36 protein-coding genes are annotated in these 26,893 nt (G+C 23.8%); 14 read left to right on the forward strand and 22 right to left on the reverse strand.

From position 1 onward, the window contains the following. Window positions 1-115: 115 nt before the first annotated feature. On the forward strand, window positions 116-316 hold the full coding sequence (locus AC6I4F_RS07115) for a hypothetical protein (protein ID WP_497873360.1): 201 nt from the start codon (window positions 116-118) through the stop codon (window positions 314-316). Window positions 317-407: 91 nt separating this feature from the next. Here AC6I4F_RS07115 and AC6I4F_RS07120 read toward each other — a convergent pair whose 3' ends face one another. The 7 genes from AC6I4F_RS07120 to AC6I4F_RS07150 form a co-directional block, all read right to left on the reverse strand. After that, window positions 408-536, reverse strand: a complete 129-nt coding sequence (locus tag AC6I4F_RS07120) for a hypothetical protein (RefSeq protein ID WP_497873361.1) — start codon at window positions 534-536, stop codon at window positions 408-410. Between the two features lie 33 nt (window positions 537-569). After that, a complete protein-coding gene (locus AC6I4F_RS07125; RefSeq protein WP_497873362.1) occupies window positions 570-974 on the reverse strand; it encodes a hypothetical protein in 405 nt (134 codons plus the stop codon). 8 nt (window positions 975-982) lie between these two features. Next, on the reverse strand, window positions 983-1,162 hold the full coding sequence (locus AC6I4F_RS07130; RefSeq protein WP_497873363.1) for a hypothetical protein: 180 nt from the start codon (window positions 1,160-1,162) through the stop codon (window positions 983-985). A 451-nt stretch (window positions 1,163-1,613) separates the two neighbouring features. After that, on the reverse strand, window positions 1,614-2,300 hold the full coding sequence (locus tag AC6I4F_RS07135; protein ID WP_497873364.1) for a BspA family leucine-rich repeat surface protein: 687 nt from the start codon (window positions 2,298-2,300) through the stop codon (window positions 1,614-1,616). Between the two features lie 358 nt (window positions 2,301-2,658). Continuing rightward, window positions 2,659-3,717: an MSC_0882 family membrane protein gene (locus tag AC6I4F_RS07140; protein ID WP_497873365.1), complete on the reverse strand. Its 1,059-nt coding sequence runs from the start codon at window positions 3,715-3,717 to the stop codon at window positions 2,659-2,661. Window positions 3,718-3,736: 19 nt separating this feature from the next. Continuing rightward, entirely contained in the window at window positions 3,737-4,045 is a 309-nt protein-coding gene (locus tag AC6I4F_RS07145; protein WP_174480536.1) for a hypothetical protein, read from the reverse strand. A gap of 124 nt (window positions 4,046-4,169) precedes the next feature. Further along, window positions 4,170-5,351 (reverse strand): prolipoprotein diacylglyceryl transferase, encoded by a 1,182-nt coding sequence (locus AC6I4F_RS07150; RefSeq protein ID WP_497873366.1) that lies wholly within the window; start codon window positions 5,349-5,351, stop codon window positions 4,170-4,172. A gap of 280 nt (window positions 5,352-5,631) precedes the next feature. On the opposite strand from AC6I4F_RS07150, the gene AC6I4F_RS07155 reads away from it, so the two are divergent. Then, a complete protein-coding gene (locus AC6I4F_RS07155) occupies window positions 5,632-6,117 on the forward strand; it encodes a hypothetical protein (protein WP_497873367.1) in 486 nt (161 codons plus the stop codon). Between the two features lie 102 nt (window positions 6,118-6,219). Then, on the forward strand, window positions 6,220-6,600 hold the full coding sequence (locus tag AC6I4F_RS07160; RefSeq protein ID WP_497873368.1) for a hypothetical protein: 381 nt from the start codon (window positions 6,220-6,222) through the stop codon (window positions 6,598-6,600). 171 nt (window positions 6,601-6,771) lie between these two features. Here the strand turns inward: AC6I4F_RS07160 and AC6I4F_RS07165 are convergent, their stop codons facing one another. Both AC6I4F_RS07165 and AC6I4F_RS07170 read right to left on the reverse strand, forming a co-directional pair. Further along, window positions 6,772-7,284 (reverse strand): hypothetical protein, encoded by a 513-nt coding sequence (locus tag AC6I4F_RS07165; protein WP_497873369.1) that lies wholly within the window; start codon window positions 7,282-7,284, stop codon window positions 6,772-6,774. 75 nt (window positions 7,285-7,359) lie between these two features. After that, entirely contained in the window at window positions 7,360-7,713 is a 354-nt protein-coding gene (locus AC6I4F_RS07170) for a hypothetical protein (RefSeq protein WP_497873370.1), read from the reverse strand. Window positions 7,714-8,142: 429 nt separating this feature from the next. On the opposite strand from AC6I4F_RS07170, the gene AC6I4F_RS07175 reads away from it, so the two are divergent. The 3 genes from AC6I4F_RS07175 to AC6I4F_RS07185 all read left to right on the forward strand — a co-directional run bounded on the left by AC6I4F_RS07175 (window position 8,143) and on the right by AC6I4F_RS07185 (window position 9,183). Beyond that, complete coding sequence (locus AC6I4F_RS07175) at window positions 8,143-8,349, forward strand: transposase (RefSeq protein ID WP_497873371.1); 207 nt, start codon at window positions 8,143-8,145, stop codon at window positions 8,347-8,349. A 41-nt stretch (window positions 8,350-8,390) separates the two neighbouring features. Continuing rightward, entirely contained in the window at window positions 8,391-8,636 is a 246-nt protein-coding gene (locus tag AC6I4F_RS07180; RefSeq protein ID WP_497873372.1) for an IS3 family transposase, read from the forward strand. A 70-nt stretch (window positions 8,637-8,706) separates the two neighbouring features. Then, window positions 8,707-9,183: an integrase core domain-containing protein gene (locus tag AC6I4F_RS07185; RefSeq protein ID WP_497874684.1), complete on the forward strand. Its 477-nt coding sequence runs from the start codon at window positions 8,707-8,709 to the stop codon at window positions 9,181-9,183. Here the strand turns inward: AC6I4F_RS07185 and AC6I4F_RS07190 are convergent. Both AC6I4F_RS07190 and lepA read right to left on the reverse strand, forming a co-directional pair. After that, window positions 9,133-9,957 (reverse strand): IS1595 family transposase, encoded by an 825-nt coding sequence (locus AC6I4F_RS07190; RefSeq protein WP_497873373.1) that lies wholly within the window; start codon window positions 9,955-9,957, stop codon window positions 9,133-9,135. The two genes, AC6I4F_RS07185 and AC6I4F_RS07190, sit on opposite strands and share 51 nt — an antisense overlap. Window positions 9,958-10,258: 301 nt before the next feature. Further along, window positions 10,259-12,067 (reverse strand): translation elongation factor 4, encoded by a 1,809-nt coding sequence (gene lepA / locus AC6I4F_RS07195; RefSeq protein WP_497874685.1) that lies wholly within the window; start codon window positions 12,065-12,067, stop codon window positions 10,259-10,261. 223 nt (window positions 12,068-12,290) lie between these two features. Between lepA and AC6I4F_RS07200 the strand changes: the two genes are divergently transcribed. Together AC6I4F_RS07200 and AC6I4F_RS07205 are read left to right on the forward strand one after the other, a co-directional pair. After that, window positions 12,291-12,482 (forward strand): transposase, encoded by a 192-nt coding sequence (locus tag AC6I4F_RS07200; protein ID WP_497873374.1) that lies wholly within the window; start codon window positions 12,291-12,293, stop codon window positions 12,480-12,482. Between the two features lie 189 nt (window positions 12,483-12,671). Continuing rightward, window positions 12,672-13,523: a hypothetical protein gene (locus AC6I4F_RS07205; RefSeq protein WP_497873375.1), complete on the forward strand. Its 852-nt coding sequence runs from the start codon at window positions 12,672-12,674 to the stop codon at window positions 13,521-13,523. A gap of 126 nt (window positions 13,524-13,649) precedes the next feature. Here the strand turns inward: AC6I4F_RS07205 and AC6I4F_RS07210 are convergent, their stop codons facing one another. The 5 genes from AC6I4F_RS07210 to AC6I4F_RS07230 all read right to left on the reverse strand — a co-directional run bounded on the left by AC6I4F_RS07210 (window position 13,650) and on the right by AC6I4F_RS07230 (window position 17,970). Then, on the reverse strand, window positions 13,650-13,883 hold the full coding sequence (locus AC6I4F_RS07210; RefSeq protein WP_497873376.1) for a hypothetical protein: 234 nt from the start codon (window positions 13,881-13,883) through the stop codon (window positions 13,650-13,652). 147 nt (window positions 13,884-14,030) lie between these two features. Next, complete coding sequence (locus AC6I4F_RS07215) at window positions 14,031-14,414, reverse strand: ECF transporter S component family protein (protein WP_497873377.1); 384 nt, start codon at window positions 14,412-14,414, stop codon at window positions 14,031-14,033. A 228-nt stretch (window positions 14,415-14,642) separates the two neighbouring features. After that, complete coding sequence (fmt, locus tag AC6I4F_RS07220) at window positions 14,643-15,590, reverse strand: methionyl-tRNA formyltransferase (protein ID WP_497873378.1); 948 nt, start codon at window positions 15,588-15,590, stop codon at window positions 14,643-14,645. Beyond that, window positions 15,577-17,331: a DUF2779 domain-containing protein gene (locus tag AC6I4F_RS07225; RefSeq protein ID WP_497873379.1), complete on the reverse strand. Its 1,755-nt coding sequence runs from the start codon at window positions 17,329-17,331 to the stop codon at window positions 15,577-15,579. The genes fmt and AC6I4F_RS07225 overlap by 14 nt, the downstream gene beginning before the upstream one ends. 36 nt (window positions 17,332-17,367) lie before the next feature. Continuing rightward, the gene (locus AC6I4F_RS07230) at window positions 17,368-17,970 is read right to left on the reverse strand and encodes a hypothetical protein (RefSeq protein ID WP_497873380.1); all 603 of its coding nucleotides are present in this window, start codon (window positions 17,968-17,970) and stop codon (window positions 17,368-17,370) included. 513 nt (window positions 17,971-18,483) lie between these two features. On the opposite strand from AC6I4F_RS07230, the gene rpsT reads away from it, so the two are divergent. Continuing rightward, window positions 18,484-18,744, forward strand: a complete 261-nt coding sequence (gene rpsT / locus AC6I4F_RS07235; RefSeq protein ID WP_338960848.1) for a 30S ribosomal protein S20 — start codon at window positions 18,484-18,486, stop codon at window positions 18,742-18,744. Between the two features lie 106 nt (window positions 18,745-18,850). Here the strand turns inward: rpsT and ilvA are convergent, their stop codons facing one another. Further along, complete coding sequence (ilvA, locus tag AC6I4F_RS07240; protein WP_497873381.1) at window positions 18,851-20,101, reverse strand: threonine ammonia-lyase; 1,251 nt, start codon at window positions 20,099-20,101, stop codon at window positions 18,851-18,853. Between the two features lie 339 nt (window positions 20,102-20,440). On the opposite strand from ilvA, the gene AC6I4F_RS07245 reads away from it, so the two are divergent. From AC6I4F_RS07245 to AC6I4F_RS07255, 3 genes are all read left to right on the forward strand, one after another. Next, window positions 20,441-21,016 carry an ATP-binding cassette domain-containing protein gene (locus AC6I4F_RS07245; protein ID WP_497873382.1) on the forward strand — a complete coding sequence of 192 codons (576 nt, stop codon included), beginning with the start codon at window positions 20,441-20,443 and terminating at the stop codon, window positions 21,014-21,016. An 11-nt stretch (window positions 21,017-21,027) separates the two neighbouring features. Beyond that, entirely contained in the window at window positions 21,028-21,285 is a 258-nt protein-coding gene (locus AC6I4F_RS07250; RefSeq protein WP_497873383.1) for a hypothetical protein, read from the forward strand. Window positions 21,286-21,440: 155 nt separating this feature from the next. Continuing rightward, entirely contained in the window at window positions 21,441-21,611 is a 171-nt protein-coding gene (locus AC6I4F_RS07255; protein WP_497873384.1) for a hypothetical protein, read from the forward strand. On the opposite strand, the gene AC6I4F_RS07260 is transcribed toward AC6I4F_RS07255, so the two are convergent. Next, entirely contained in the window at window positions 21,589-22,410 is an 822-nt protein-coding gene (locus tag AC6I4F_RS07260; RefSeq protein ID WP_497873385.1) for an IS1595 family transposase, read from the reverse strand. The genes AC6I4F_RS07255 and AC6I4F_RS07260 overlap by 23 nt on opposite strands. A 22-nt stretch (window positions 22,411-22,432) precedes the next feature. Here AC6I4F_RS07260 and AC6I4F_RS07265 point away from each other — a divergent pair, with 22 nt between their 5' ends. Then, a complete protein-coding gene (locus tag AC6I4F_RS07265) occupies window positions 22,433-22,990 on the forward strand; it encodes a hypothetical protein (protein WP_497873386.1) in 558 nt (185 codons plus the stop codon). Window positions 22,991-23,049: 59 nt separating this feature from the next. Here the strand turns inward: AC6I4F_RS07265 and AC6I4F_RS07270 are convergent, their stop codons facing one another. The 4 genes from AC6I4F_RS07270 to AC6I4F_RS07285 form a co-directional block, all read right to left on the reverse strand. After that, complete coding sequence (locus tag AC6I4F_RS07270) at window positions 23,050-24,489, reverse strand: hypothetical protein (protein WP_497873387.1); 1,440 nt, start codon at window positions 24,487-24,489, stop codon at window positions 23,050-23,052. A 43-nt stretch (window positions 24,490-24,532) separates the two neighbouring features. Further along, window positions 24,533-25,444, reverse strand: a complete 912-nt coding sequence (gene holA, locus AC6I4F_RS07275; RefSeq protein ID WP_497873388.1) for a DNA polymerase III subunit delta — start codon at window positions 25,442-25,444, stop codon at window positions 24,533-24,535. Window positions 25,445-25,659: 215 nt separating this feature from the next. Continuing rightward, entirely contained in the window at window positions 25,660-25,812 is a 153-nt protein-coding gene (locus AC6I4F_RS07280; RefSeq protein WP_497873389.1) for a hypothetical protein, read from the reverse strand. A gap of 120 nt (window positions 25,813-25,932) precedes the next feature. Next, window positions 25,933-26,103, reverse strand: coding sequence for a hypothetical protein (locus AC6I4F_RS07285; protein ID WP_497873390.1), 171 nt, complete (start codon window positions 26,101-26,103; stop codon window positions 25,933-25,935). Here AC6I4F_RS07285 and AC6I4F_RS07290 point away from each other — a divergent pair. Continuing rightward, window positions 26,072-26,734 carry an IS1595 family transposase gene (locus tag AC6I4F_RS07290; RefSeq protein WP_497873391.1) on the forward strand — a complete coding sequence of 221 codons (663 nt, stop codon included), beginning with the start codon at window positions 26,072-26,074 and terminating at the stop codon, window positions 26,732-26,734. The genes AC6I4F_RS07285 and AC6I4F_RS07290 overlap by 32 nt on opposite strands. Window positions 26,735-26,893: the final 159 nt, after the last annotated feature.

The following is a 26,893-nucleotide window of genomic DNA, read 5'->3' on the forward strand; positions in this document are numbered from 1 at the left end:
ACAATTAATATATAAATTATGCTATATTTATTTAGTAAAAATTTAATATAAGTTTTTATCCTATTTATTTTTGTAAATAAATAGGTTTTTATTTTGATTTGAAAGGAACATAAAAATGAAATTTTTAAACACAAATAAGAGCGAAATTAATTCTGAAATACTTTCTAATTTATTAAAATCAATACTTCCAAATAATCATCTTACAGTGGGACTAGTGTGTCTTGCTGGTGGAATTGGTTACTATTCATGAAATTTTTACAAAAATAAAAAACAAGAATTAAATATAAAAGTAATAGAAAAAAAATGAAATTTTTAAAGAAATTAATGATGAAAAGAAAACTACATTAAACTCAAATAATCTAACAAACCAATCAAGTAATATAAGTAAATGTGAATATAATATGATATTAGATAATAACAATAGCAATAAATCATGAAGAACAATATGATATGCTAAATGATGGTAAATCAGAAATAAACAAAGAAGATGAATGAGTAATAATTGATAATCAATCTAATGTAAAAAAACTATTCATAAAAATATTTTATAGACTATATTTTATAAAATATTAAAAAGAAAAACCTACATTATTTTTAGTTTCTAACATTGTCTGATCTAACATACCATTATTACAAGTTTCTGAACTAGTAAATATTGATAAAGTTTCTTTATCATCATTATCGTGTTCACTATCAGTAGTACCACCGCTTTCTGATAATGTTCCTGATTGATTACCATTAACAGTATTATTACCACTCACTAGAATATTACTATTACCATTTTGAGAAAAACTAGGAATTTGCAATAAAGTAGGAATTTCAAAACTACCACCATAACTTCCTAATTTTAATTCAAATTTCTTGACACCAGCAACAACAATACTACCATTTTCTTTATCAATTTTATATTTTTTATTTTTAATTGTACTTTTATATTTTTCTAATAATTGCTTAAGATCTTTTTCATATAACATCGGGATTCCTATTTTTTTGTATTTTCTAAATCTTTTACATTAATAACATATTCTCTTGCTTCAAACTTAGAAGGTAATTCACGATATCATTTGATTTTAAATTGATTTTTTTCTAAAAGTGCAGTTAATTTTGCTTCTAATGTTATTATTATAATATTTATTTCTTTAAACTTTAAGCTTATTTTCATAATCATTAAATTGTTTTTTTAATTTTTTTAATCTTTTCTTTCTCATCCTATCTATATATTCTCGAATTTTCTAATTGTAAAATTTAAACTAAAAAATAAACCAATGCCTTACTTTTATTAAAATTAATTAAAAATAAAAAAACTATAATGTGCAAACACTCATTAAAGTTTTTAAATACTATTTTTAGTTAATGTGAATAATTATAATATCAAAAAATAAATGAAAACATTTTTTTAAAATTTATCATTATTTAGTGACAACTTCCTATTAGTTATCAAGTAAAATTTTCCAAAAGTAAAAGAGAAATACAAATTTATAATTTAAATTTTCAACATTTTTTAAAAAATAATTAAAAATAAAATAAAAGTTTCATATAACACACTTTATAATATATTAATCAAAAAAAATTACTTATAACTAATAAGAAATTATAGAACAAATTTTAATGAATTAATTTTTAAATTTTGGTAATTTGTTAGAATTATCAATTCCTGAATTAACACTAAAATTTTTATGTTCTGTTACTTTTTCTACATTTCATTTTGAAAGATCTTGATTAAAAATTTTAGCATTATAAAACATATAACTCATATCTTCTACATTAGATACGTTTCACTTTGATATATCTTGATTAAATATTGAAAATCAATCAAAAACATTGCTAAACATATAACCGATAAATTTTACATTTGAAGTATCTCATTTTTCAATATTTTGATTAAATTGTTTTGCACCTTCAAACATAGCTGACATATTTGTTACTTTTGAAGTATTTCATTTTCCAATATTTTGATTAAAAGATATAGCACTAGAAAACATACTGTTCATATCTCTTACATTTGAAGTATTTCAAGACGAAATATCTTGATTAAATTTTTCAGTAAAACCAAAAGCACTAGAAAACATATTTTTTAAAGATGTGATTTCTGATGGTAATTGATTAGGTACTTTCTCAACTGTTACTGACATTCTAACAACTTGAATTTCTCCCTTTTCATTTTTATAAAAACCAATTTGCACAATTTCTTTAGTTTTTATAAGTAATAAATCATGTGCATTAGTTGTTTGTTTATTTCCGTTTTGATCAATATAAATTGTGTCTTGTTGAGTTTTTTGTTGAACATCATTTTTTTTCAAAATTATTCTTATGTATATTTGTATTTAAAAAAACTGTTTAAATTTGCTAATGCTGTTGTTCCAAGTGTTAAAACACTTAGTGTTGTTAATATTTTTTTCATAAATTAATTCTCTTTTGAAATCTATCCCTATAAATTTCTCATATTTCCCATTTTGTTTTTTTTATTTCATTTTTTGGATTCAATATTTTATACAAGTTAATAATACATTAAATTTATAAAAAGTTATTAACCAATTAAATATTGTTAATAAATACTTACTTTTTTAAATTAAATTATTTAATAAAAATATTTACTAAAATAAATTAGTTTTTATTTAATAACACACTAATTATATGTAGATAATATTCAATATTTTTTTACTTTTTTTTTCTTCTTTTTAATACAAATATTGGAATAACAATTGCAAAAAATATTAAAGCAGTAAAACCAATAGTAATAATCATACATATTCTATTTATCTTTTTTTTGTATTGATTTAACTCTTGTGCATTAATAATTTCATAGCCATAATAACTTATAATATTACGTTTACGAAATTTAAAAATAACAATATTAATCATATGAATAAAGAAAATAACACCTAAAATAATTGTTAATGTTATTGCATCTTTAATAATATCAGGAACATTAACTGTTCATTTTTGAATAATAAAAGTTAATTTCTGACCACTAATCAAAAACATAATGCCAATAATAATACCAAGAACAATATAACTACTAATACTTATTCAATTAATAATTATCAAGTTAGCATGAATTTTACGATAATTTCTAATTATAAAATTAGGAGGTAATAGCGATCCTTTTAGTGTTCTTTCAATATATAAATCCACTTCTCTTCTTAATGTCACAAATTCAATAATATTAATCAAAATAATAGTAAGAGCAATAATCGCTAATGGAATAGTAATTACAGGATGAGGAATAATTTTTATGTTAATCATACCAAAATATAAACCAATAAAAGTTGAAGCAATAATTAATGTCATAACACCAATAAATAATAAAATCAATTGTTTTAACTTCTCTGATTTAATTTCTATGCTAATTGGTTTTGGAATTTTAAAACTATTTTTATAACTAACTATTTCCATAGTATTAAATGTTTGTGGTTGATAATAATACATATCTTTTTCTTTAGTAAAGTTTTCATTGATCGGCACTGTCTTTTTTTCTTGTAAAGGTATTATATAAGAACTAGTAACTTGTATATTTTTACCATCATATTTTTTTTCATTATAATCGTTTTCATTAAAATCAGAATTATGAATATTTTCTTTATTTTTATTAATTGGTGGTACAACATTACTAAAATAAGTGTTATTATTAGTTGATTTTTGATAATCTTCTTTATCTGATAACCTATTTTTTTGTGAAAAAAATTTATCAAATAATTTAAATTTTATTTTAGACATATACATCACCTACATTTAATTAGTTAAAATATTTTTTTGTCTTTTTAGAAATATGTTTACTTGAATAAAATTTTCTTTGTAATTTAGCAATTTCATGTTCAATTTCCAAAATTTTATCTTCAAATTGATAATCTTTTTCTTCTAAACTTAAGTATCCTTTAATAGAAATCCTTTTGCGTAAATACATTATTAATAAAATTGATAATAATAACAGAAAAATCAAAAGTGCTAATCCACCCATTGAATATAAAAAAGTAGTAATTGGAATCTCAAAACCTAAAAACTTAATGGTATTAGTACTACTATCATCACTTACTACTGCTAACACTAATTTCACCTCATACATTAGTATATAAATATTATAACAAAAAAAACCAAATCTAATTAATATTATCTATTTAATAGCTTATTTTCTGTTATAATATTTATTTTAATAATAAAAAAGAATATTATTAATATTCTTTTTCATATGTTCATCCTTCGCTACGTAAATATTTTGCTGCAACAAATTGTGCAAATATTGCTAGAAACAGACCAAAGAAAGTAATCAATAATAAAATTGTATAATCAAGGATTGGACAATTAATTAAAAATAAATCTTCTGGTGGGCGCTGTAACTCTAAAATAAATCTAATTAAATTTCATCCAAAAAAGTAAAGTCCCATTTGAACACCTGCATGCATCATTCGATAATGATGTGGATTATTTATTTCATAAAGTTTTTTGCTTTTATTTATATAATCATTAATTTTCTTACCAGAAGGTTTGACTTCTGCTAATGCTTTATTTACTACATTTTTTGGTAATTGATTATAATAGTAAACTTCATTTCACATTTTAGTTCAAGTCAAATGCTTTGGGTCACGATTTACTTTATTTCAATATTTTGGATTAAAAGTTATTTTTCCTCAGTATTTAAAATTATCTTTAAAATCAAATTGAAACTTATCTGGTTCCACTTTTCATGGCTTTTTACCAAATCATTTAACAAGATTTGGAACAATAAATGTAATCGCTAATCATAAACCTAAATTAGCAATCGATTCATAAAGAAATATTGGTGCACGATAAACAATTTCACCATTAATCGTTTCGGGATTACCACTTGGTCCACCAATTAATTTAAAACAATTATCACGAATAAAAGCAGGTAATCATGATAATGAATCATAAATTACAACGTTACCAAGTAATTCATGATTAAAGAAATTACCTCAACGTCCTAATATCTGTCCTAATAAAATATTAGGAATAATTAAATCGCCATATATTCATAATGATATTTTATACTTACGACCAACAAAATAAAAAATAATTGCACCAGCAATAATGCCAAATAAAACACCACCATGAATAGACATTCCTGGTTTTCAAAATGCAAATTTTACAAAAAAAATAATTGACTTATCAGGATAATCCTTGCCAAGAAAACTAGCACCAAATAATGAAGCAGGAATAATAAATATTATTGATCATGCTAAAGAATCAGTAGGAACACGATAACGTTTAAATTTTACTCAAGAAGCAATAATTGAAGCAAAAATACCTGACATAATAGCAAATGCATAAACATGAAATCATCCACCATAAGTATCAGTAATGCCGTGAGGTCCAACAAAATCTAAATTTAACATAACAAACACCTCACTTACAAGACCATCTTTTAATATAGAATACCATAATAGAATACCATAACTAACTAATAATCACAATATAAATAAAGGCAAACAATACATATTACGTATATATTTTTGATAAAGTGTAATTGTAATTGACATTTTTTTAGATTTTTTATTGTATATTATTTTTTGCAAATATAAACTTAAATTAAGATTTACCAAAAAACAAATACAAAAAATAATGTATTTTTGCTAAATCTTAATTTATTTTTTTTAAAAAAAAGGGGGAATAAAAATGAAATTTAAACAATTATTATTATTAATTACCAGTGTTACAAGTTTAGGGATGATATTATCAAATAATAAAATAATTAATAGCAATCAAAATACTACTTTTTTAAATAAAAACAATGTTTCTAAAATTAGTTTTAATAAAATGACAGGCACTACTGGTGAAATTAATAGTTTAACTTTTAAGGGTGAGCAAACTTATGCTGTTAATAATAAAGGTATTGTTTATAAAAGTGACAATGGTCAATCTTTTGAAGAAATAAATTTACTTAATTATGATTATAAAATAAAATCACTAATTACAACACCTAATGGAACAATTTACGTTGGAACTTATAATGAAAAAAATAATGAATTAAAAGTTTATATTCTTAAAAATGAGCAACTTGCTGAAAAATATACTTTAAGTTCACATCAATTATTACCAATGACTTTTGACAAAGAAAATAATATTTATATAGGAACAAATCAAGGGGTATATACTAATTAAAGTCCAACAACTGAATTAGAAAAAATAGATGGGACAACAGGTAACATTACAGTTTTAAAAACAACTAAAAATGGCTTAATTTATGCTGGTAATACAGAAGGAATGATTTTTAAAAGTATTGGGGGTAATCCTTTTAATTTATTTGGACAACTAGAAGATGGTTGTATTACAAGCATTGCTGTTGATAATAAAGAAACAGTTTTTGTTACTAACAAGAGTAAACAAGTTTATTATAAACCTGTTAATATTCGTAAATTTTTACCATATAAGCAAACTTTAAAAACAATAAATACAACAGTAATAACTTTTGGAACAGGGGTTTTAGTTGGTGATAAAGATGGTAATATATGAAAAAGTTATCAAGAAAAAAAATTCACTTTATTCTATGAAAATAAACTTAATTCAATTAATGAATTGATTTATAATTCTAATAATTTTACTATTTATGCAACAACTACTGATAGAATATATAAAAATAAATAATCTAATTTAAAATAACTAATTTTAAGTTAGTTCTTTTTTTAAAAAAATTGTAATACTTATTGAAAAATTTAATAGTAAAATTATAAATCATTTTAATGATTTATAATTTTGTTTATTCATAAAACATCTCTAATAAAATATTAGAGATGTTTTATGAATAAATTTAATTTATTATATATTTGCTTGTAAATTTGATTTATATAAAAAGCTATTACTATTTTTTAACTTTAATTTTATTTCTTTAAAAAAATCAAATTTTTCATTTTCTTTATAATCATTAGAAAATATTTCTAAAGTTTCAGTATCAGATTTTTCATAAAAATGATATATATTATTGAATACTTGCTCTTGTGTTTCTTCTTCTTTTATTACTCGATATATAAAATTAAGAACTGAACACATTTTTCGATATTTATTATCTTTTCTTAAAGCATTATTAAATTTTTCTTTTTGTTTAGTATTCATTTTGGATATTTTAGAACTATTTTTAACGTTTGTTATATCAATTTCTTCATCCACTAAATAAACTACTTGATCTAAAAAATTTAATAATAATTCATCTACATCTTTTGATTTATATTTTTTTAAGTTTTCTAAATAAGTATCTGCTAAATTAATTGCTAATAAATTTAAAAAATTATTTAAAACTTTTGTTTTTAAATTTTTATTGATATTTAAATCCATTATCAAAACTCCTTAAAATCACCTTCAATAGAGTGATTATATCAATTTTAACCTCATATTTTTGTAAATACAATATTACTTTATTTTTTTACCTTTAATTCGTTTTCTTTTAAGTTCTAATTCTAATTTAGGATTATTATCATGTTTTAAATAATAATTTTGTCTACTTATAGTTAATTTATTTTCTAATATTAACCCTAATCTTTTAGTTTTTTCTTCAGCTAATTCTTTTTGTAATTTTCTGTCTTTTTCATTTTCAAGTGATTCATGCTTAAATCTAGAATCTTGTAAATTTTTTTCATGTTGTCTTTGCTTTTCTTTATCAATTAATTTTGCTTCAATCTTATCTCTATTTTCTATATACTTTTTAATACTTTTAAAAATAGAAATTGGGTTCAAACAATCAATTATTTTTAATAGAAATTTCACATAACCCCCTACTCCCCATTTAAGTAATTATTATTAATATACTTATTAATAAATTAAAATTTTATCAATTTCTTAGGGAATTGCTTTTTTATTATATCATTTTATTTAAACTTGCTTTTAATTTATTTTTCTATGAATACTAGATTTATTATAAAAAATTATCTCCACATGTATCTAAATCAAACACAAAATTATAGTTTCAAAACTAGTTATCTTATTGAATTTATATGCAGCTTCTTTTGCATATAAATGAATATTATGTTTTGAAACTTTTATGTGTGTGGATGGGTTACACTTTATTGGACACTAATTACGTAAACAAGTGAACAAATTAGTTAAAAGAAAGGAATTATAATTATGGCCAATATTAATTCATATTCAAATGAATTAAAAAAACAAATAGTAACTTTATATCAAAGTGGTAAGTAAGTGTCTTGTCTTGCTAAAGAGTACAATGTTACAAGAGCAGCTACTTATAATTGAATTAAGCAATTTACTAATTCAGGCAGTTTTAAAACCAAAGATAACCGTTCTTTTGAAGAAAATGAATTAATTAAATTAAGAAAAGAATTAAAACAATTAAGAATGGAAAATGATATTTTAAAGCAAGCAGCACTAATAATAGGCAGAAAATAGAAATTGTTACTAAAAATAAAGTTAAATATAAAATTAGCACAATGTCTCGTTTTTTAAAAATCTATAAATCAACATATTATTTTAATTTCAAGAAAAAAGAAGATAAAATTCAAAATAATATGTATGATGAAGCTGTTATTAGTGCTTTTAAAGAAAATAAAGAAGCTTATGGAACAAGAAGATTAAAAGTTGTTCTAAAAGAAAAGAAAATTAATTTATCAAGACGAAAAATTAAAAAAATTATGAATAAACATAATTTAATATCAAAATACACTAAATTATCATAATAAAGTCAATGATAGTCAAATTACTAATCTTGTTAATAGAGACTTTAATAATAGGCTTAAAAATGAAGTTATTGTTAGTGATTTAACTTATGTTCAAGTTAATGGTAAATGAAACTATATTTGCTTATTAATCGACCTGCACAATAGCGAAATTATTGAACATAGTGTAGGTACTAAAAAAGATGCATCATTATTATATCAAGCATTTATGTGCTCAAATCGTTGTTTAAAAAATATTCAAATATTTCATAGCGATCGCGGTAATGAATTTAATAATAAAACTATTGATAAACTTTTATTAGCCTTCAATATTACCCACTCTTTAAGCAAAAAAGGTTGTCCTTATGATAACGCTGTTGCTGAAGCAACTTTCAAAACTTTCAAAACAGAATTTATTAATGATAAAAATTTTACATCATTAATCCAATTAAAATTAGAATTATTTGCTTATATCGATTGATACAATAACATAATAATCCACAGCACTCTAAACTACTTAACCCCCATAAAACACCAAGCACAAATGTCTACCAAAAAACAGTCCTAAAAAAGGTTGCCATTCCAGTGTTCGGAAAGTTCGTCGGATGTGTTTTCATGCAGATTCAATCTGGTTTGTGTTTACACCTGTTGATGACACATACCCAACTTTATGATTTACGATTTCATGTTTGTGATAGAAGTTTTTGAAACTTCCATATCCCTTCCACGAATCCGTAAACAGACAACACCCAGTAGAAATGTGTTTCAATGCAAATCATAAAAGGTTTTTCTCATCTGCTTTTTTCAATACTTTTACAATTAGTTTGTTGCTGGTTTTCTCATAAACTCCAACAATCAAGGTTTTATTCAACAAGGAAGATCCTTGTTTTTTAAAACCTACATGTGAAAGATACATTTCATCTATCTGTGCTGTGCCATCATCAATGAACCCTGCATCTTGATTCCAAATTCTAGTTCTGATTTCATGACCCATTCTTCAAACTGTTTTATATGTCACACCCAATTCCCTTGCAACATCTGTTGATGGAATTCCATGTTTGGTGTTTATTCATCTAAAGATGAGATAAAACCAAGATGTCAAAGGTGTTTGTGACTTGTGAAAAATGGTGTCATGAAGAATACTAAATGTTTGATGACATTTCAAACATCTTATTCTTCTCAAATCAGAAACATTCAAACTAGAAGAAGCACACCTGGTACATTTCATTACTTTCAACTTCGCTATATATTTCAAACAATCGTTTTCATTTTGAAATATGCTATTGAATTCATTTCAATTCATTTTTTCCTCCACACTAGTACATGTGGGGATAATTTCCAAATATAAATAAATTATTTATGAAACTTTGAAATGGGGAATATAAAATGATTAATAACATAAAAAATATGATTAAAAATTACTCTAGAGAAATTGAGTGTCACGCAATAATTAAAAATAATCAGTCAAAAACTCAAGAAAATTTAATTAATATTGAAATGCAAAAAAATTACATCAAAATTAAAACGGAAATAATTGCAGAATTAAAAAAAATACTATATATTTAACATAAAATTGTGAGAAATCTGATTTTAATCTAAAAATATGATTTATAAAAATACAAATCAAATATTTATACATTTTTTTAATTTTCTTCATCTATTTTTAAAACAGCACGAAATGCTTCTGGTGGTAATTCAACATTACCAATCGATTTCATTTTTTTCTTTCCTTCTTTTTGTTTTTCTAAAAGTTTTCTTTTTCTTGTAATATCACCACCATAACATTTAGCAATAACATCTTTTCTAACTGCTTGCACAGTTTGACGAGTAATAATTTTATTATTAATAGCAGCCTGAATAGCAACTTCAAAATTTTGTTTCGGAATTAATTTTTTTAATTTTTCACATAAAACACGCCCACGATCATAAGCAAAATCCTTATAAACAATAACAGATAATGTATCAACAATATTACCTGCTAATAAAATATCCATTTTCACTAATTTACTCTCCTGATAACCAATTAACTCATAATCTAATGAAGCATAACCTTTTGATATTGATTTTAATTTATCAAAAAAATCAATGACAATTTCATTCAGTGGCATATTATAAATAAGAGTTCTTCGTAAATTATCAGCATATTTTAGATCTAAATAAGTTCCGCGTTTATCCTGACATAATTGCATCAATGCACCAACATATTGTTCTGGTGTCATTATTGTTACTTGTACAAATGGTTCTTCTACACTTTTAATTGTTTGCACAGTTGGTCATTTTGCTGGATTATCAATTATTAACTTTTCACCATTAGTTAAATTTACTTCATAAATTACAGAAGGAGCTGTTGAAATTAAAACTAAATTATATTCACGCTCTAAACGCTCTTGAATAACATCCATATGTAATAACCCTAAAAAACCACAACGAAAACCAAAAGTTAAAGCTTGTGATGTTTCAGCAGTAAAAATTAATGAGGCATCCGATAATTGAATTTTATATAATGCATCCTTTAATTCTTGATATTTATTAGTATCAATTGGATATAAACCACAATAAACCATTGGTTTTAAAGTTTTATAACCTGGTAATGGTGCATCAGCAGGATTAATAACACTAGTAATCGTATCACCAACATGAATATCACTAATTATTTTAATTGCACCACTAATTCAACCAACTTCACCAGCTGTTAACATTTCTCTCTTTTCTTCTTTTGGTGTGCGTACTCCTAATTCAGTAATTTCATATTCAGCACCAGTTGACATCATTCTTACTTTATCACCAACTTTAATTACACCAGTTTTGATTCTAATAAATGCCATCACTCCACGATATTTATCATATAATGAATCAAAAATTAAAGCACGTAATGGTTCATTATCGTCAGCATCAATTGGATAAGGAATATATTTAATAACTGCTTCTAAAACATCGCGAATATTAATACCTGTCTTTGCAGAAATTAAAGGCGCATAATCAGCAGGTAAACCCAATACTTTTTCAATTTCTTCTTTAACTTTTTCTGGTTCAGCACTTGGTAAATCTATTTTATTAATAACAGGAATAATTTCTAAGTCATTATCTAATGCTAAATATACATTTGCTAAAGTTTGTGCTTCAATACCCTGAGCAGCATCAACTACTAAAATGGCACCCTCACATGCTGCTAAACTACGCGATACTTCATAAGTAAAGTCAACATGACCTGGAGTATCAATTAAGTGAAGCAAATAAGTATGACCATCTAATGATTGATATTTAAGTTGTACACTATTTAGTTTAATTGTAATGCCACGTTCACGTTCTAAATCCAGTGAATCTAACAATTGATTTTTCATTTCCCTTTTTGAAACAGCATTAGTTAATTCTAAAATACGATCAGCCAAAGTTGATTTACCATGATCAATATGGGCAATAATTGAAAAATTTCTAATGTATTTTTTATCGATACTCATAATATTATTTATTCACCTATCTTTTGCTTATAAACTATTTACTATGTTTTAGTATATCAAAGTTTAAATAAAATTAAATCGAAAGTTGCAGATAATCTTATAAATATAATTAAACTATCACTTAACAATATATGAAAAGATTGGATGGGTTACACTTTATTGGACACTAATTACGTAGACAAGTGAACAAATTAGTTAAAAGAAAGTAATTATAATTATGGCCAATATTAACTCATATTCAGATGAATTTAAAAAACAAATAGTAGCTTTATATCAAAGCGGTAAGTCAGTGTCTTGTCTTGCTAAAGAGTACAATGTTACAAGAGCAGCTACTTATAATTGAATTAAGCAATTTACTAATTCAGGCAGTTTTAAAACCAAAGATAACCGTTCTATTGAAGAAAATTAATTAATTAAGGAAATTATCCCTTTATGTACTATTTTTAAATTTTATCTCCATTTATGTTATAAAATTTAAAAATAGTACATAAAGGGATAAAAGCCATATATAATTTATATCAGAAAATTATTTTTAATTAATTCTAAATTATTAAAAATAACTAAAATTTTTCTAGATTTAAAAGGAGAAAGAAAAAATATGAAAAATATGAAAACTTTATTTAAATTAATCACAGCAGTTATTTTAACAACAGTTAGTACAAGTTCACTTATTGCATGTCAATCAGATGATAATTTAAAAATGAATATACAAGTACAAAAAGATTTTAATTTTTTAGATTCAAATAATAATTCAACAATCAAATTAAATATCTATCAAAATAATATAACTAAATTAACAAAATGAAACTCTATTCAACTAAACAATATTACTGCCAGCAATTTATTAGAGAATGATAGCGAAACTGCTAAAGCTAAATCTGCTGATGGTGCTAACTTTTTAGTTGATATTTTAAAATTAAAAGCAGTTAGTGGTCAAGGAAAATATAGACTTTTTAAACATAGTGATATACAATCCATTAACATGAAAGTTAAATCTTACTTACCAATAATTAATAAAAAAATAGATCATACAGATTATGTAATTACAGGTGGTACAGTAACTATATTTTTTGAAAAAAATAATAAACAATTATCTGATAATTATTTATTAAATATTTTATCCAAACCAAATGATGGTCTTGTATTACCTAAATTACCAACCACATCTAACATATCATTAAATAACTTTAATGATATTCCAGAATTTAAAATTGGACAACCTAAATCAAAATTATTAGTTGATACAGATTTAACAAACTATCTAAAAAGTCCAATTTATTCTTTAGGAGAAAGAATTGCTGATCTTATGAAACAAGGTGACCACTTTAAAGTTAAAGTAAGTAAGTCCGTAAATGATGGAACTTATTTTTCAAAAGGTGATGTTATTAAAGTAAAATTTTCAATTGGTGAAATTCAATTTAATAACGAATATACGCTAACTATTATTTAAAATAAAAAAATATTAAAAGTAACATTTCATTATATTAATTTATCTATATTAATGATGTTAATCTCTTTGTTTGAGATTTACTACCTTCAATAACACTATTATTTTCTGATTCATTTATTTTTTCTACTATATATGTCATAGCAGAAACCGTTCCCACCGCAATAATAACACCAGCAAGCGCAGGAGCAATAACGGGTGCACCACCCCACCAGCACCAATTATAATACGACTAATAGCAGCAACAGAAAGAACAGTAGTTGCAATAACTGTTTCAGATGGTGTTGGATCGATTATATGATTTTTAATTACTTTTTTTAACTTAGATATTTTTTTAAAACTTTTTTTAATTTTTTTATTCATAAAACCTTTTTCTCCTTATTTTAATTAAAACCCTTTACCTTAAAACTTAAGTAAATGGGTATAAACTTATATTAAGTTTATAAAATTATACGATATTGTCTATATTAGATATCAATAATTAATAATAAGTAAACTATTCTAAAACAGTTATTTTTTTAGTTTTTTTAATAAATCATATTCTTGATCATTTCAAAAACTATAATTTGATCTAATTTTATTTTTACTAAGAGTATAATAAAGTGGAACAGCAACAAAATAAGCAAAGATAGCTTGAATACTATCAGTAATTAATTCATTAACTGTAATAGCATAATCTTGATAAATTACTAAATAAGACAATGGGTAAATAAGTAATAAAATAGCAGCAAAAAAGAAATTATAAATAGTACTTCATCAAGATTTATTAATTAATAACTTAATAACAAAAAACATTAAAATTATAATAAAAATTGTAATAGGAATAACCACAATTTTAACACCACTAATTAAATCAAAAATACCACCCGCAATTGGTCCTGCAAATAACAGCATTGGCCCTTCAAAAATATGCACAAAACGGAATAAAAACAGCATCAAATAATTGCAAAGTAGAATTTCCACCAAATAAACTAGTAATTGCTCAACCAAAAAGAAAAGTTGAACAATAACCAATTGTTACTAATAAAACAGTAATAATACCATTCATTGCTAAATATTTAATTGAGCGAAAAAGATACATCTTTTCCTCCTAGATTACCAAAAAATATTAGTTATTTTTTACTATTTAAAGATAAAACCAATTGCAATTGGATTAATTTTAGAACCATAGTAACAAGCTGCTATAATTTCTTTTTTACCTGCTGGTTGAATAACCTTAATTACTATGTTATTAATTTTAGTGGCAACAATAATACCTAATTTATTTATTGCAACAATTGTTCCTGGCAGAGCATTTGATAATTCATTAGTTACTGCTACTTGATGAATTTTGTATATATTATCATTCAACGTAGTATAAGCGATTGGTGTATTATACAATCCACGAACATGACATGAAATTAATTGTGCTGAAAGATTTCAATTAATTTTTTCATCACTTCTTTTAATATTTAAACCAAAAGTTACTTTATTTTCATCTTGTTCTTGCTCTTGTATTTCATTATTAATGATTTTTAATAAATATTTTATTAACATATTTTGTGCTAAAGTTATCAACTTATTAACTAAAGAAGTATATGTATCCTCAATACCAATTGAAACTTGTTGTTGAACATAAATTGCTCCTGCATCCATTTTACTTACCATTTTCATTAATGTAATACCAGTAGTTTGTAATCCATTAATAATTGCTCATTGAATAGGAGCACCACCACGCAATGATGGTAATAGTGAAGCATGAATATTTAAACATTTATATTTTGGTAAATTTAAAATTGTTTTTGGTAAAAATTGACCATAAGCACAAGTAAGAATAACATCAATATTTAATAATTGTAAACCTTTTAAACTTTCAATAATATTTTCGGGTTGGAAAACAGGTATTTGATATTCTTCTGCCAATTGTTTAATTACTAAAGGAACAACTTCTTGTTTACGACCAATTTTACGATCTGGCTGACAAACAACACCAACTATTTCAACTTCATTTTTCATTGTTATTAACAATGTTTTTAAAATATTTTCAGAAAAAAAAGAAGAACCCATAAATAAAATTTTAAATTTTTTCATAATTTTTGCCCTCAATTTTTGCTTTGTACATTTCAATAATATTTTTTACATGTCAGAATAATACTACCATACCTAAAGTATCTTGAGCACAATATTTTAACATATTTTCACGAAAATTATGAATTCAATTAGTTAAACTAATGTTATTTTCAACTCTTCTACGAAAAACTTCTGATGCCATATCTCCTTTTTTAATAACTAATCCTTCATAAGAAAAGGAAGGTTCAAATGCTGGTAAAGTTTTTTTAATTGAAAGAGAACCATAAAACTGTTCTTTATAAATTTTAAATTCTTTAAAAAAATCTTGTAAATCAATAGTACCATCATGGATTAATGATAATTTATTTTTATATTGAGGATAATAATAAGCTAATTTTTTAAGAATAGATTTCTCAAATGATTGATTATAAGCAACATACGTACCCTTACCATGAATATTAATTAAATCATGACATATTTTTTTTGTTAACATTTCTCTTGGATCATCATTGCCATCTGGTAAAAATTCATAATGTTTAATTGATTTATAAGTTTTAAAATCAAAATCTGGTGCTAATAATACATGGACAGAGTATTGAAAAGGAATTTGTTGATATGGTTTACTATTTTTAAACTTAGGTATTGCAGATTTCATAGTCTCAAAATCATACATATAAATTGGATATTGGTACTTTTTGTATTGAATTTTTAAATCAACAAATTTATTGCCATCAATTAATTTTTCACCATTTTTAATTACATCATATTGTCTTAAATGTAAATTAGACTTTGTTAAAAATGGTAATAATCTTTCATCATTAATTTCTAACAAATCTTCTTCATAATATCACAATGCTTTCTTAGTTTTTCTTAAACGATATAATTCAAAAATAGTATTATGAATAGAAAAATATTTAAAAATATGAGGACAAAATTGATTACTATTTTTATGACAATAAGGTAAAGTTAATAATTTAACTATTTCATCAATATCACTAATTTTAATAATATTCTTAATATTTTCATATTGTAATTTCAAATTATTATTTAAAATTTCATCTTGAATTGATTCAAAAAGACTAAAACTTTTTTTAGTATTAGGACTTTTTTGCCAAGTTGATCCATTAACAATAAATAATTCATTTAAATCTATTTTTTCTTTCTTAACATAATTATTATTTAAATACATAATATAAGTATTAACTACTTTAATTCCACATTTGGTTAAAATATCATACTGATAAAGTAAATCTCACATATGTTCTTCTTTAACTCAAGTTACTGCTTTTACTTCAATTAAATCCCAACCATCATTATTTCGTTTTAAAATATCACACTTAGTAACACAGCCCTGATATTCAAATCTTGGTTCAAATAAAACATCATACTCTTTATTATTAATAATTTCTATGACATTATTACCCGGTTCAGACTCAAAATTAAAATAAGAATATTTTACTTTAAAATATTCTTGAGCATAGTGCCCAGTTTCAATACCATCTGCAATTGTTTCACCAAGATAAAATTCAGAATCATCTTCTTCATTATAATTATTTTCAAATGTATCATCATCTAAATCAGAAATAGTAATTAAATTAGATTTAAATTTACTACTTGTTTTAGTATGCGTTAGTTCAACAAAATTTATTATCTTTTTCTCTTCAATTAAATGCTTAGCTAAAGCATAATTTTTTGCATTTAAAAATCATGAAAGTTTTCAACAAATACGGAAATGCTTATAATCATCTTTATAAATTTTCATTACATATCACCCAATTGCCTACTTAAAAATAAAGATTTATTTATCTTTTCATCCAGAAAATTTATCATGAATTGCAATTTTAGGTTTTTCTAAATTTTTAGCACGTTTTTTATTTTCTTTATTTTGTAAACGTTCTTCTTCAATTGCAAGTTTAACGGCTTCATTTTCTTTTTTAATTGCTGCTTTTTCTTCTGCTGTCTTTTTTTTTATTTTACCACTACGTTTTTTTGACATTTCAATTTTCTTAAGTGTTTCTTCTAAATCCAATTCACAATTTACTTTTCAAATTGTTTCAAATTCTTTCTTTGATAATTGCTTAGTAAATCCTTCTACCTCAAATGCTTTAGTTGCAAATAAATCATTTTTCTTAGAATCATATAATTTTACAATTACATCAAAAACATCACGATAGCGATATTCTTTACTACTACGTGAAACTACTTGTTCAAATTCTACTGTTTTATGTTGCAATTTTAATTCATCACGCATAAAGGATTTAATAATATTTTTTACTTCTTTTTGACGTTGTTTTTTCTCTTCTTTTTTCTTTTTTTTTGCTGAAATAGTTGTAAAAATAAAAATTATTAAAACTACCCCTATAAGCGCTAACATTCATCATTGACTAGATAAATTTCCCATTTTTTATTCCTCTTTTTTGATTTATAAATTTTCCTCGATTACTGCTAATAGTTTAGTTGGACTCATCGGTGAAATTGTTAAAATTAAATTAACATCTTTTTTAACTACAAAATAAAGATGTGTTTTATTTACTCTAATATATTTAAAACTTTTTGTCTCTTCAATATCATAAGACTCATTAATCAATTTTAAACAATATTCACGTAATTGGATATCATTTAAGTCCTGCAATTTTAATCTTGTTCTAATCCTACCAATACTATGGTAAGAAAATTGATAAGGGTTACGAAAATAGTAACTCATTTATTTACCACACCTACATTTATCATTAAAGTTTTTAAACAAATAATTTACATTAAAAGTGTAAAAAAATTAAAATATACTATTAACAAAAAGCTAACACATTAATTATACTGAAAAAATAAAAAATATTATACAACATTTATGATTTTTGTTATAATTATTTTTGTTGTAATTAATCTATAAAACATTTTCAAAAAAAAAGGAGAAAAAATGGCTAACATTGCATCACAAATTAAAAGAATTAAAACAAACCAAAAAAGAAATGAAATTAATAAAAGTTATAAATCTAAAGTTAAAACTGCTTTAAAAAAAGCTGAAATATCAATAAAAAACAAAGCAGAAAATGCTACAGTACTTGTTAATGAAGTATGTAGTTTAATTGATAAAGCTGTTGTTAAAGGCATTTATCACATTAATAAAGCTGCTCGTCAAAAATCTAAAATTATGACTAAATTAGCAAAAGCAAAATAACTATAATTTATTTTAAAAAGAGACACTATTAATAGTGTCTCTTTTTAAAATATAATTGATATTTTTAAACTAAATTTTTGTTTTAATAAAATACCAAATTCAAAAATTATTTAGCTAATAATGTAAAGTTAGAACTCGATGCTCTAATCTCAGCAAAAATTTTATTTTTTTGAAATTCATCTCATGTATCCATAACTATAAAAATACTAAAATTACTAATATCTAATTTATTACGATCAAATGTACTGTGAATTTTATAAATAGAAGCACCATTTTTATTAATAATATTAATAATTTCGCTAATAGTACTATTATTAATTTTACCGTTAACTGAAAAAGGAACTCGTCGATGTGAACTAATTAAGGCACTATTAATAATTGTTCCTAATGTAGTAATATCAACATTGCCACCACTAATTACACAAACAACATTTTTATCTTTACCAATGATTTTATCTAATTTACCAGAAAGAATAGCAGCAGCACTAACAGCAGCACTACCTTCAGTTACAATTTTACATTTTTCTAATAAAAATAACATTGCTTGTGCAATTTCTTCTTCGCTAACAGTAATAACTTTATTAACATTTTTCTTTAAAATATTAAATGTTAATTCCCCTGTTTGTTTAACAGCAATTCCATCAGCAATTGAACTTTTACCTTGAATTTTAAATGGTTTTCCTTGTTTTAAAGCTTGATTATAAGAATCAACATTTTGTGCTTCAATACCAATAAATTTAATATTTGGATTTTTACTTTTTAAATAAATTGAAATACCACTTAAAAGTCCTCCTCCACCAATTGGAACTAAACAATAATCAATTTCTTTACCCATTGCATTCATTTGTTCATATATTTCCAAACCAATTGTACCTTGACCAGCAATAACAAAATTATCATCATATGGATGAACTAACGTTAACCCTTCTTCTCTTTCAAGTCTTAATGCTTCAGACATTGCATCATCAAACATATTAACACAAAGTTTAACAGTACATTTAGCACCACCAAATTCTTTAGTAGTAGCAATTTTGGCTAGTGGTGCTGTTACAGGCATAAATATCTTTGATACTAAATTTAAACTTGAAGCTGCTAAAACGACTCCTTGTGCATGATTACCAGAACTAGCAGCAATTAAACTCTTTGCTTGGTGTTCCTTTGATAAATTAAGAATTTTATTTAAAGCGCCTCTAATTTTAAAACTACCTGTTTTTTGTAAATTTTCTAAATTTAAAAATATATTATTACCAGAAAATGAAGAAAGTTTATCTGCTTTTATCAAACTTGTCTTACTAATTTTATCTTTAATTTTTGAATACGTTTCTTCAATTATTTCTTCACTTACTAAATTTTCCACAATGGTTATTCCTGAGTTTCTATCTAATTTCTCAAATATAATTAATTATACAATATAATAACTTTTATTTATAAAACAACAAAAGTAATCATTAATAGTATATGATTTTATAATTAAATGGGATTTGAATTCATAAATGTTGATTTAAAGCAAGTGTTAAATTACTATACTAGATAATCACTATTTTCAAATCTATATTATATATACATGAAAAACAAAAATTAAAAAATATTTTGGAAAAATATTTAGAATTAATAATGTTTATTTTATTGTTACAAATTTCAATAATTGCTTTTTAACACTTAATTATAGTACAATCTAATGCAGGAGGTATTATATATGGAAAATAATGAACAAAATATGGAAAAAATAGATAAGTCTCGGCCACTAGTAGAAATTTTAAATCTAACAAAGAAATATAAAAATAAAGTAGCATTAAATAAAGTTAATTTAACTATTAATCCTGGCGATCGAATTGGAATCATTGGTGCAAATGGTAGTGGTAAATCAACTTTAAGTGAAATTATTGGTGGTATTCGTAAACCAACATCTGGTGAAATAATTCGTCAAGAACATCTGGTAAATGGTTTACAATTTCAAGAATCTAGATATCCGGCCGGAATATCTGTTATGGATATGATTAAATATTATTTACATACTTTTAATATTTCAATGAAAGAAGATGAACTATTAGAGTTACTGAAGACATATCAATTACTTGGAATTGAAAATAAGTTTATTCAAACACTTTCAGGTGGACAACAACAACGTTTAAATATTTTACTAGCTGTTATTCATGATCCTGATCTAGTTATTTTAGATGAATTTTCTACGGGGTTAGATATTGAAGTTCGTTCAGAAATTTTTGAATTCTTTAGAAAAATATTATTGACAAAAATAAGACAATGATCTTAGTTACTCACAATATGAGCGAAGTTGAAGAATTTTGTGAAAATTATATTTACATTCATAATGGAGTTATAAAAGAAGCAGGAAATGTTAAAGATATTGGTAAAAAATATGGCTCAGTTCATAACTTTACATGAAAAATGTTTGATAAAAATAAAAAAGCTGATTTAAAAAAACAATATGAAGAAATAAAAAAAATGCTGAAATCAAAAAAAATAAGAAAAAAAATAAATGAATTCATAAAGCCAAAATGCCCGAAAAAAGTCGACCATTAATAAACTTAATGTTTAAATATTATTATCGAGGATTTTTTGTACCCTTCTTTCTAGTTTTATTTCCAATTCTAATGTTGTTCTTAGAAGGTTTTGCTTTTAAACAAATGGAAGGTGATAATGTAAAAAGTTTACATACTTTAGTTGGTTAAATTTCAATGTTACAACCAATGGCAGTAGGAATTTTCATTATTCCACAAACAATTGTTGAATTTAAAAAGGCTTTTATCCCTTTATGTACTATTTTTAAATTTTATCACATAAATGTAGATAAAAGCCTATCTAGGAAATTATCCCCGCATGTATCTAAATCAAACACAAAATTATAGTTTCAAAACTAGGTATCTTATTGAATTTATATGCAGCTTCATTTGAATATAAATGAATATTGTGTTTTGAAGCTTTTATGTGTGTTCGGAAAGTTCGTCGGATGTGTTTTCATGCAGATTCAATCTGGTTTGTGTTTAAACCTGTTGATGACACATACCCAACTTCATGATTTACGATTTCATGTTTGTGATAGAAGTTTTTGAAACTTCCATATCCCTTCCAAGAATCCGTAAACAGACAACACCCAGTAGAAATGTGTTTCAATGCAAATCATAAAAGGTTTTTCTCATCTGCTTTTTTCAATACTTTCACAATTAGTTTGTTGCTGGTTTTCTCATAAACTCCAACAATCAAGGTTTTATTCAGCAAGGATCTTCCTTGTTTTTTAAAACCTACATGTGAAAGATACATTTCATCCATCTGTGCTGTGCCATCATCAATGAACCCTGCATCTTGATTCCAAATTCTAGTTCTGATTTCATGACCCATTCTTCAAGTTGTTTTATATGTCACACCCAATTCCCTTGCATCATCTGTTGATAGTATACCATGATTTGTGTTTATTCATCTAAAGATGAGATAAAACCAAGATGTCAAAGGTGTTTGTGACTTGTGAAAAATGGTGTCATGAAGAATACTAAATGTTTGATGACATTTCAAACATCTTATTCTTTTTAAATCAGAAGTATTCAAATTAAAAATAAAACACCTAATACATTTGTTTTCTTTCAAATTTGCTATATATTTCAAACAATCGTTTTCATTTTGAAATATGCTATTGAATTCATTTCAATTCATTTTTTCCTCCACACTAGTACATGTGGGAATAATTTCCTTTAAAAATAGTGTTTTAATGAAGCGAATTGGAGCAACAATTATTAAACCAATTTTCTTTGTTCTTTCAGTTATAATAATTGTATTTTTCTTTATGATAGCAACATTCTTATGATCTTTATTATGAGTTGGAATTATGTTTGGTGGTACTTATGGGTGAAGTAATATAGTAACAGCAAATTTTATTGGAGAATCTATCCCATTTATTATCTTAATTTTCTTTTCATCAATGGGTTTAGGAATGTTATTAGCCTCAATTTTCAAATCAGTAACTGCTTTAGTTGCAGCATCATATGTAATTTATTTTCCAGTTGCACTTTTAAGTTGGGTATTTTCCCCGGCTGAGTTAATTAATAGTAGTCCTGTTTTAAAATACGCAACTTACTTTAATCCATTCAAATACGCTATGGATCCATTTATTCAAGCTTGAAGTAGAACAAGTTTTACTTTTACAAAAACTTATGGAATATATCTAGGAGTTGCACTTGGATTAATTGGTATTTACACAATAGTTGCAAGTTCAAAATTACGTAGACAAGCATAATAAAAATAATAATTAAAAATAATAAAATTAAAAAAGACTAAAAGTCCTTTTTAATTTTATTATTTAAATAAATCACTATTACGTCAAAATTTATGATCTTTTGTATCTTTTTTATTGTCATTATCTAAACTATCATCAAAAAGTGATGGATCGATTTCATAGGGTTTACCACTTAAAGCATTATTAATAGCATTTTGATATTCCGAATTGGCTCTCATAATTTTATTACGATCAATTTTTGGATTAAGAATAGCAATAACTAGTATAATAGCAATTGGTAAAATTGCTGATGCTACTGTAATATATGTTAATATTTGAAAAACTTCAAAAGTTGCTAATCCTTTTAATCAGGGTAAAGCATTAGGATTAATTTTGTCACCTTTATCTAAAAAAGAAGTAAATGTTCTTAATAATGAATCATCTGTTGTCATATAAATTAAATTTGAAATTGTATAAATTATTCAAAAAATTAAAATAACTATTAAAAAATATGATGTTGAATATAAATCACGACCTAATTTTGGTGGTTTTAAAATTGAATATAAAAAGCCTCCATTTAAAACTATTGTTGTAAAAATAGTGAAAACTATAGTTTTTGATTGTTGTGCAAAATTATAATAAACGGGTGATGTACTATTATCTTTAATTTGAAAAGTACCTGCTATAAAATAAGTTAGTATATAAGTAGCTATTGCTAGCACTGTTGTTAATAAGAAAAAAGAAGATAATATTTTCTTTAAAAGTGGAATATATTTTGGTTTATTCATATAAGGGTAAAATTTAGGATTTGTAGCAGGATGTTGCGGTAATACACCTAACTTCGCTAAATTTGCTAAACTATTATTATCAAGATTATTAATATTTAAATTATTACCTAAATTTCCAATGCCACCAATATTAGGATTTTTATCAACATTCTGATTATTTGGAATAACACTTGGTTTAACCTCAGTAGAATCATCACTAAAATTATTTAATGCAGTAATTTGATCATTTAATTCATTAAAAGTATTATTATCAAACTGTCTTATTCGTTCAAGACTTTCTTTTTCCACAGTCTTACAAATATTAGTAATTGTAACTATTAATAAGTTACGCTCTTCAAGAATTTCAATACGATTTTTAGGAGAACTTTTAGTAATGCTCAAAATACGATTTACTAAATTAGAAATTAACTGCAAAAATTCTATTGCATACTTTTTATCTTTTAATTCTTTTAGTTCTTTTTCAAGAAAAAATAAATTAGAAATTTGTAATTCTAAAATTTTTAAAAGTTCTTCATTAGCAAAAATATATTTTCTAACAATTAAATTATTTAAACTGTTATATATAGTACTTGATATTTCATAGTATAATGCAACATTTAAATCTTCTTCTGAGTACACTTTTTCGGTTTTTTTCTTTGTAACTCTTTTTACTTTTGGTTTAACCAATGTAATGTCACTATTTTCTTCTACTAACTTTTTTTCTGTAACATCAGTATTTTTATTACTTTTCATTATATGTATCACCTCTTGAGTTTAAAACATCTATAATTATATACTAAATATTCAAAAAAAATAAATCAATTGCAATATTTTTATTAAACTTTCTTTTTTTGATATTGTAATCTAATTCATATAATTTTAACAAAATATTATTAATATTTAAATTAATATTTAAATATTGTTCTAATATTTTTACTTGAAACTTAGAAATATTTAATATATTGGAAATATCTTCATTACTTTTTTTTTGTTTAACTAAAATTTTGATATCTCTAATTAATTCTAATTGATATACAAGAATATTAATCAATTTAATTTTATCATAATTAATAACATTATAATAGTTATATTGTGTTCAAAAATTATTATAATCTTTTTTTAATATATATTCAACAGTTTTAAAAATATTTGTTTCAAAATATTTAGGAACCACCTCAATAATAATATCTGAAGTTATTTTTTTTCCAATTAACCTTAATTTTGATAACTCATTTAAAATAATACTGACATCATTTGGCAAGTATTCTAAAAGAAAATTAGTTGCTTCTTTAGTAATGTTAACTTTAAAACTATTGCAAACTTTATTAATTAATAATAATAATTGTGATTTTGTATAATTTTTAATTTTGATAATATTAAATTGTTGAAATTCTCTACTAATTTTAAAATCAACATTTAAACTTTTAATAATTATCATTGTTTTTTGATTATGATTAAGCAAAGCATTAACAAATTTTTTTTCTTTAATATATTTTTGCCATAAATTACTGCTATCATTAATTACGATTACTTTATTTTCTTCAAATATACTCATAATTTGAATTTCATTAATAATATTAACAATTGTATCATCTTGTAATTCATATAGATTATAATCATAATTTTCTTTTTTATGATTTTTTTTAATTAATTGTTCAATATTTTTTCTTACTAAATACTCATCTTGACCATGAACAATATAAACCATGTTTCCAACCTCACAAAATTATTAATATATTTTATGTTAATGTTATAATATCATAATGTTTCATATATAATCACACTTTTATTTTTTCCTAAATAATAAACTTTTTTAAGATTATTCAGTGTTTCAATATTCGGAAAACACTTTCGTTTTTGATAATATTCCAAAATTGAACTTTTATCTTATATACTAATTGTTATATCTAATGTTTTAAAACATTATCACTTTTCAACTAAATTATAAAGATCTTCAGCAACTGCTTGATGCACTAATGTTGTTGGATGAACTTCATCAAAGAAGAAATAATTATTTAATGTTTCTTTTGTTGAACCATTAACATATGTTTCTGTAACAGCAACATCTAATGCCATATGAGCATAATCAGATTCAATTGCATTTTGAGTAATATTTTTTTTCCTTCTTGTTGAAATAGCAACGCATATTTACTTAATTCTTCTCTTAAACTAAATCTTATAATAAAATTAGGATAATTAGTTGTATAAAGATATCTCATGATTTCAAATTGTTTTATAAGCATCAGATAATTGTTTTGCTAAAACTTGCGATTTAGTTCCATAATATTTTGGTACAAAACTAAAATCTGGAACATCAGTAGCAACAATATGTTGAATGCCTTTATTAATTAAGGAAATTATCCCCACATGTACTAGTGTGGAGGAAAAAATGAATTGAAATGAATTCAATAGCATATTTCAAAATGAAAACGATTGTTTGAAATATATAGCGAAGTTGAAAGTAATGAAATGTATCAGGTGTGCTTCTTCTAGTTTTAATGTTTCTGATTTGAGAAGAATAAGATGTTTGAAATGTCATCAAACATTTAGTATTCTTCATGACACCATTTTTCACAAGTCACAAACACCTTTGACATCTTGGTTTTATCTCATCTTTAGATGAATAAACACAAAGCATGGTATACCATCAACAGATGTTGCAAGGGAATCGGGTGTGACATATAAAACAGTTTGAAGAATGAGTCATGAAATCAGAACTAGAATTTGGAATCAAGATGCAGGGTTCATTGATGATGGCACAGCACAGATGGATGAAATGTATTTTTCACATGTAGGTTTTATTCAACAAGGAAGATCCTTGTTGAATAAAACCTTGATTGTTGGAGTTTATGAGAAAACCAGCAACAAAATAATTGTGAAAGTATTGAAAAAAGCAGATGAGAAAAATCTTTTATGATTTGCATTGAAACACATTTCTACTGGGTGTTGTCTATTTACGGATTATTGGAAGGGATATGGAAGTTTTTGAAACTTTTAGGGAGCGTACCGATGTTGTCAATAATATTCAAATTTGTCTTAAAATTATAAAGTTAGACGAGAATAATTTTGACTTTAATATGCAATTGTGAGTTAATATTAACACTTGTAAAATATTAGTCAACAATAATACTTACTTTTATAATTCAAAAATTATTAT

The organism is Spiroplasma ixodetis (assembly GCF_059729505.1).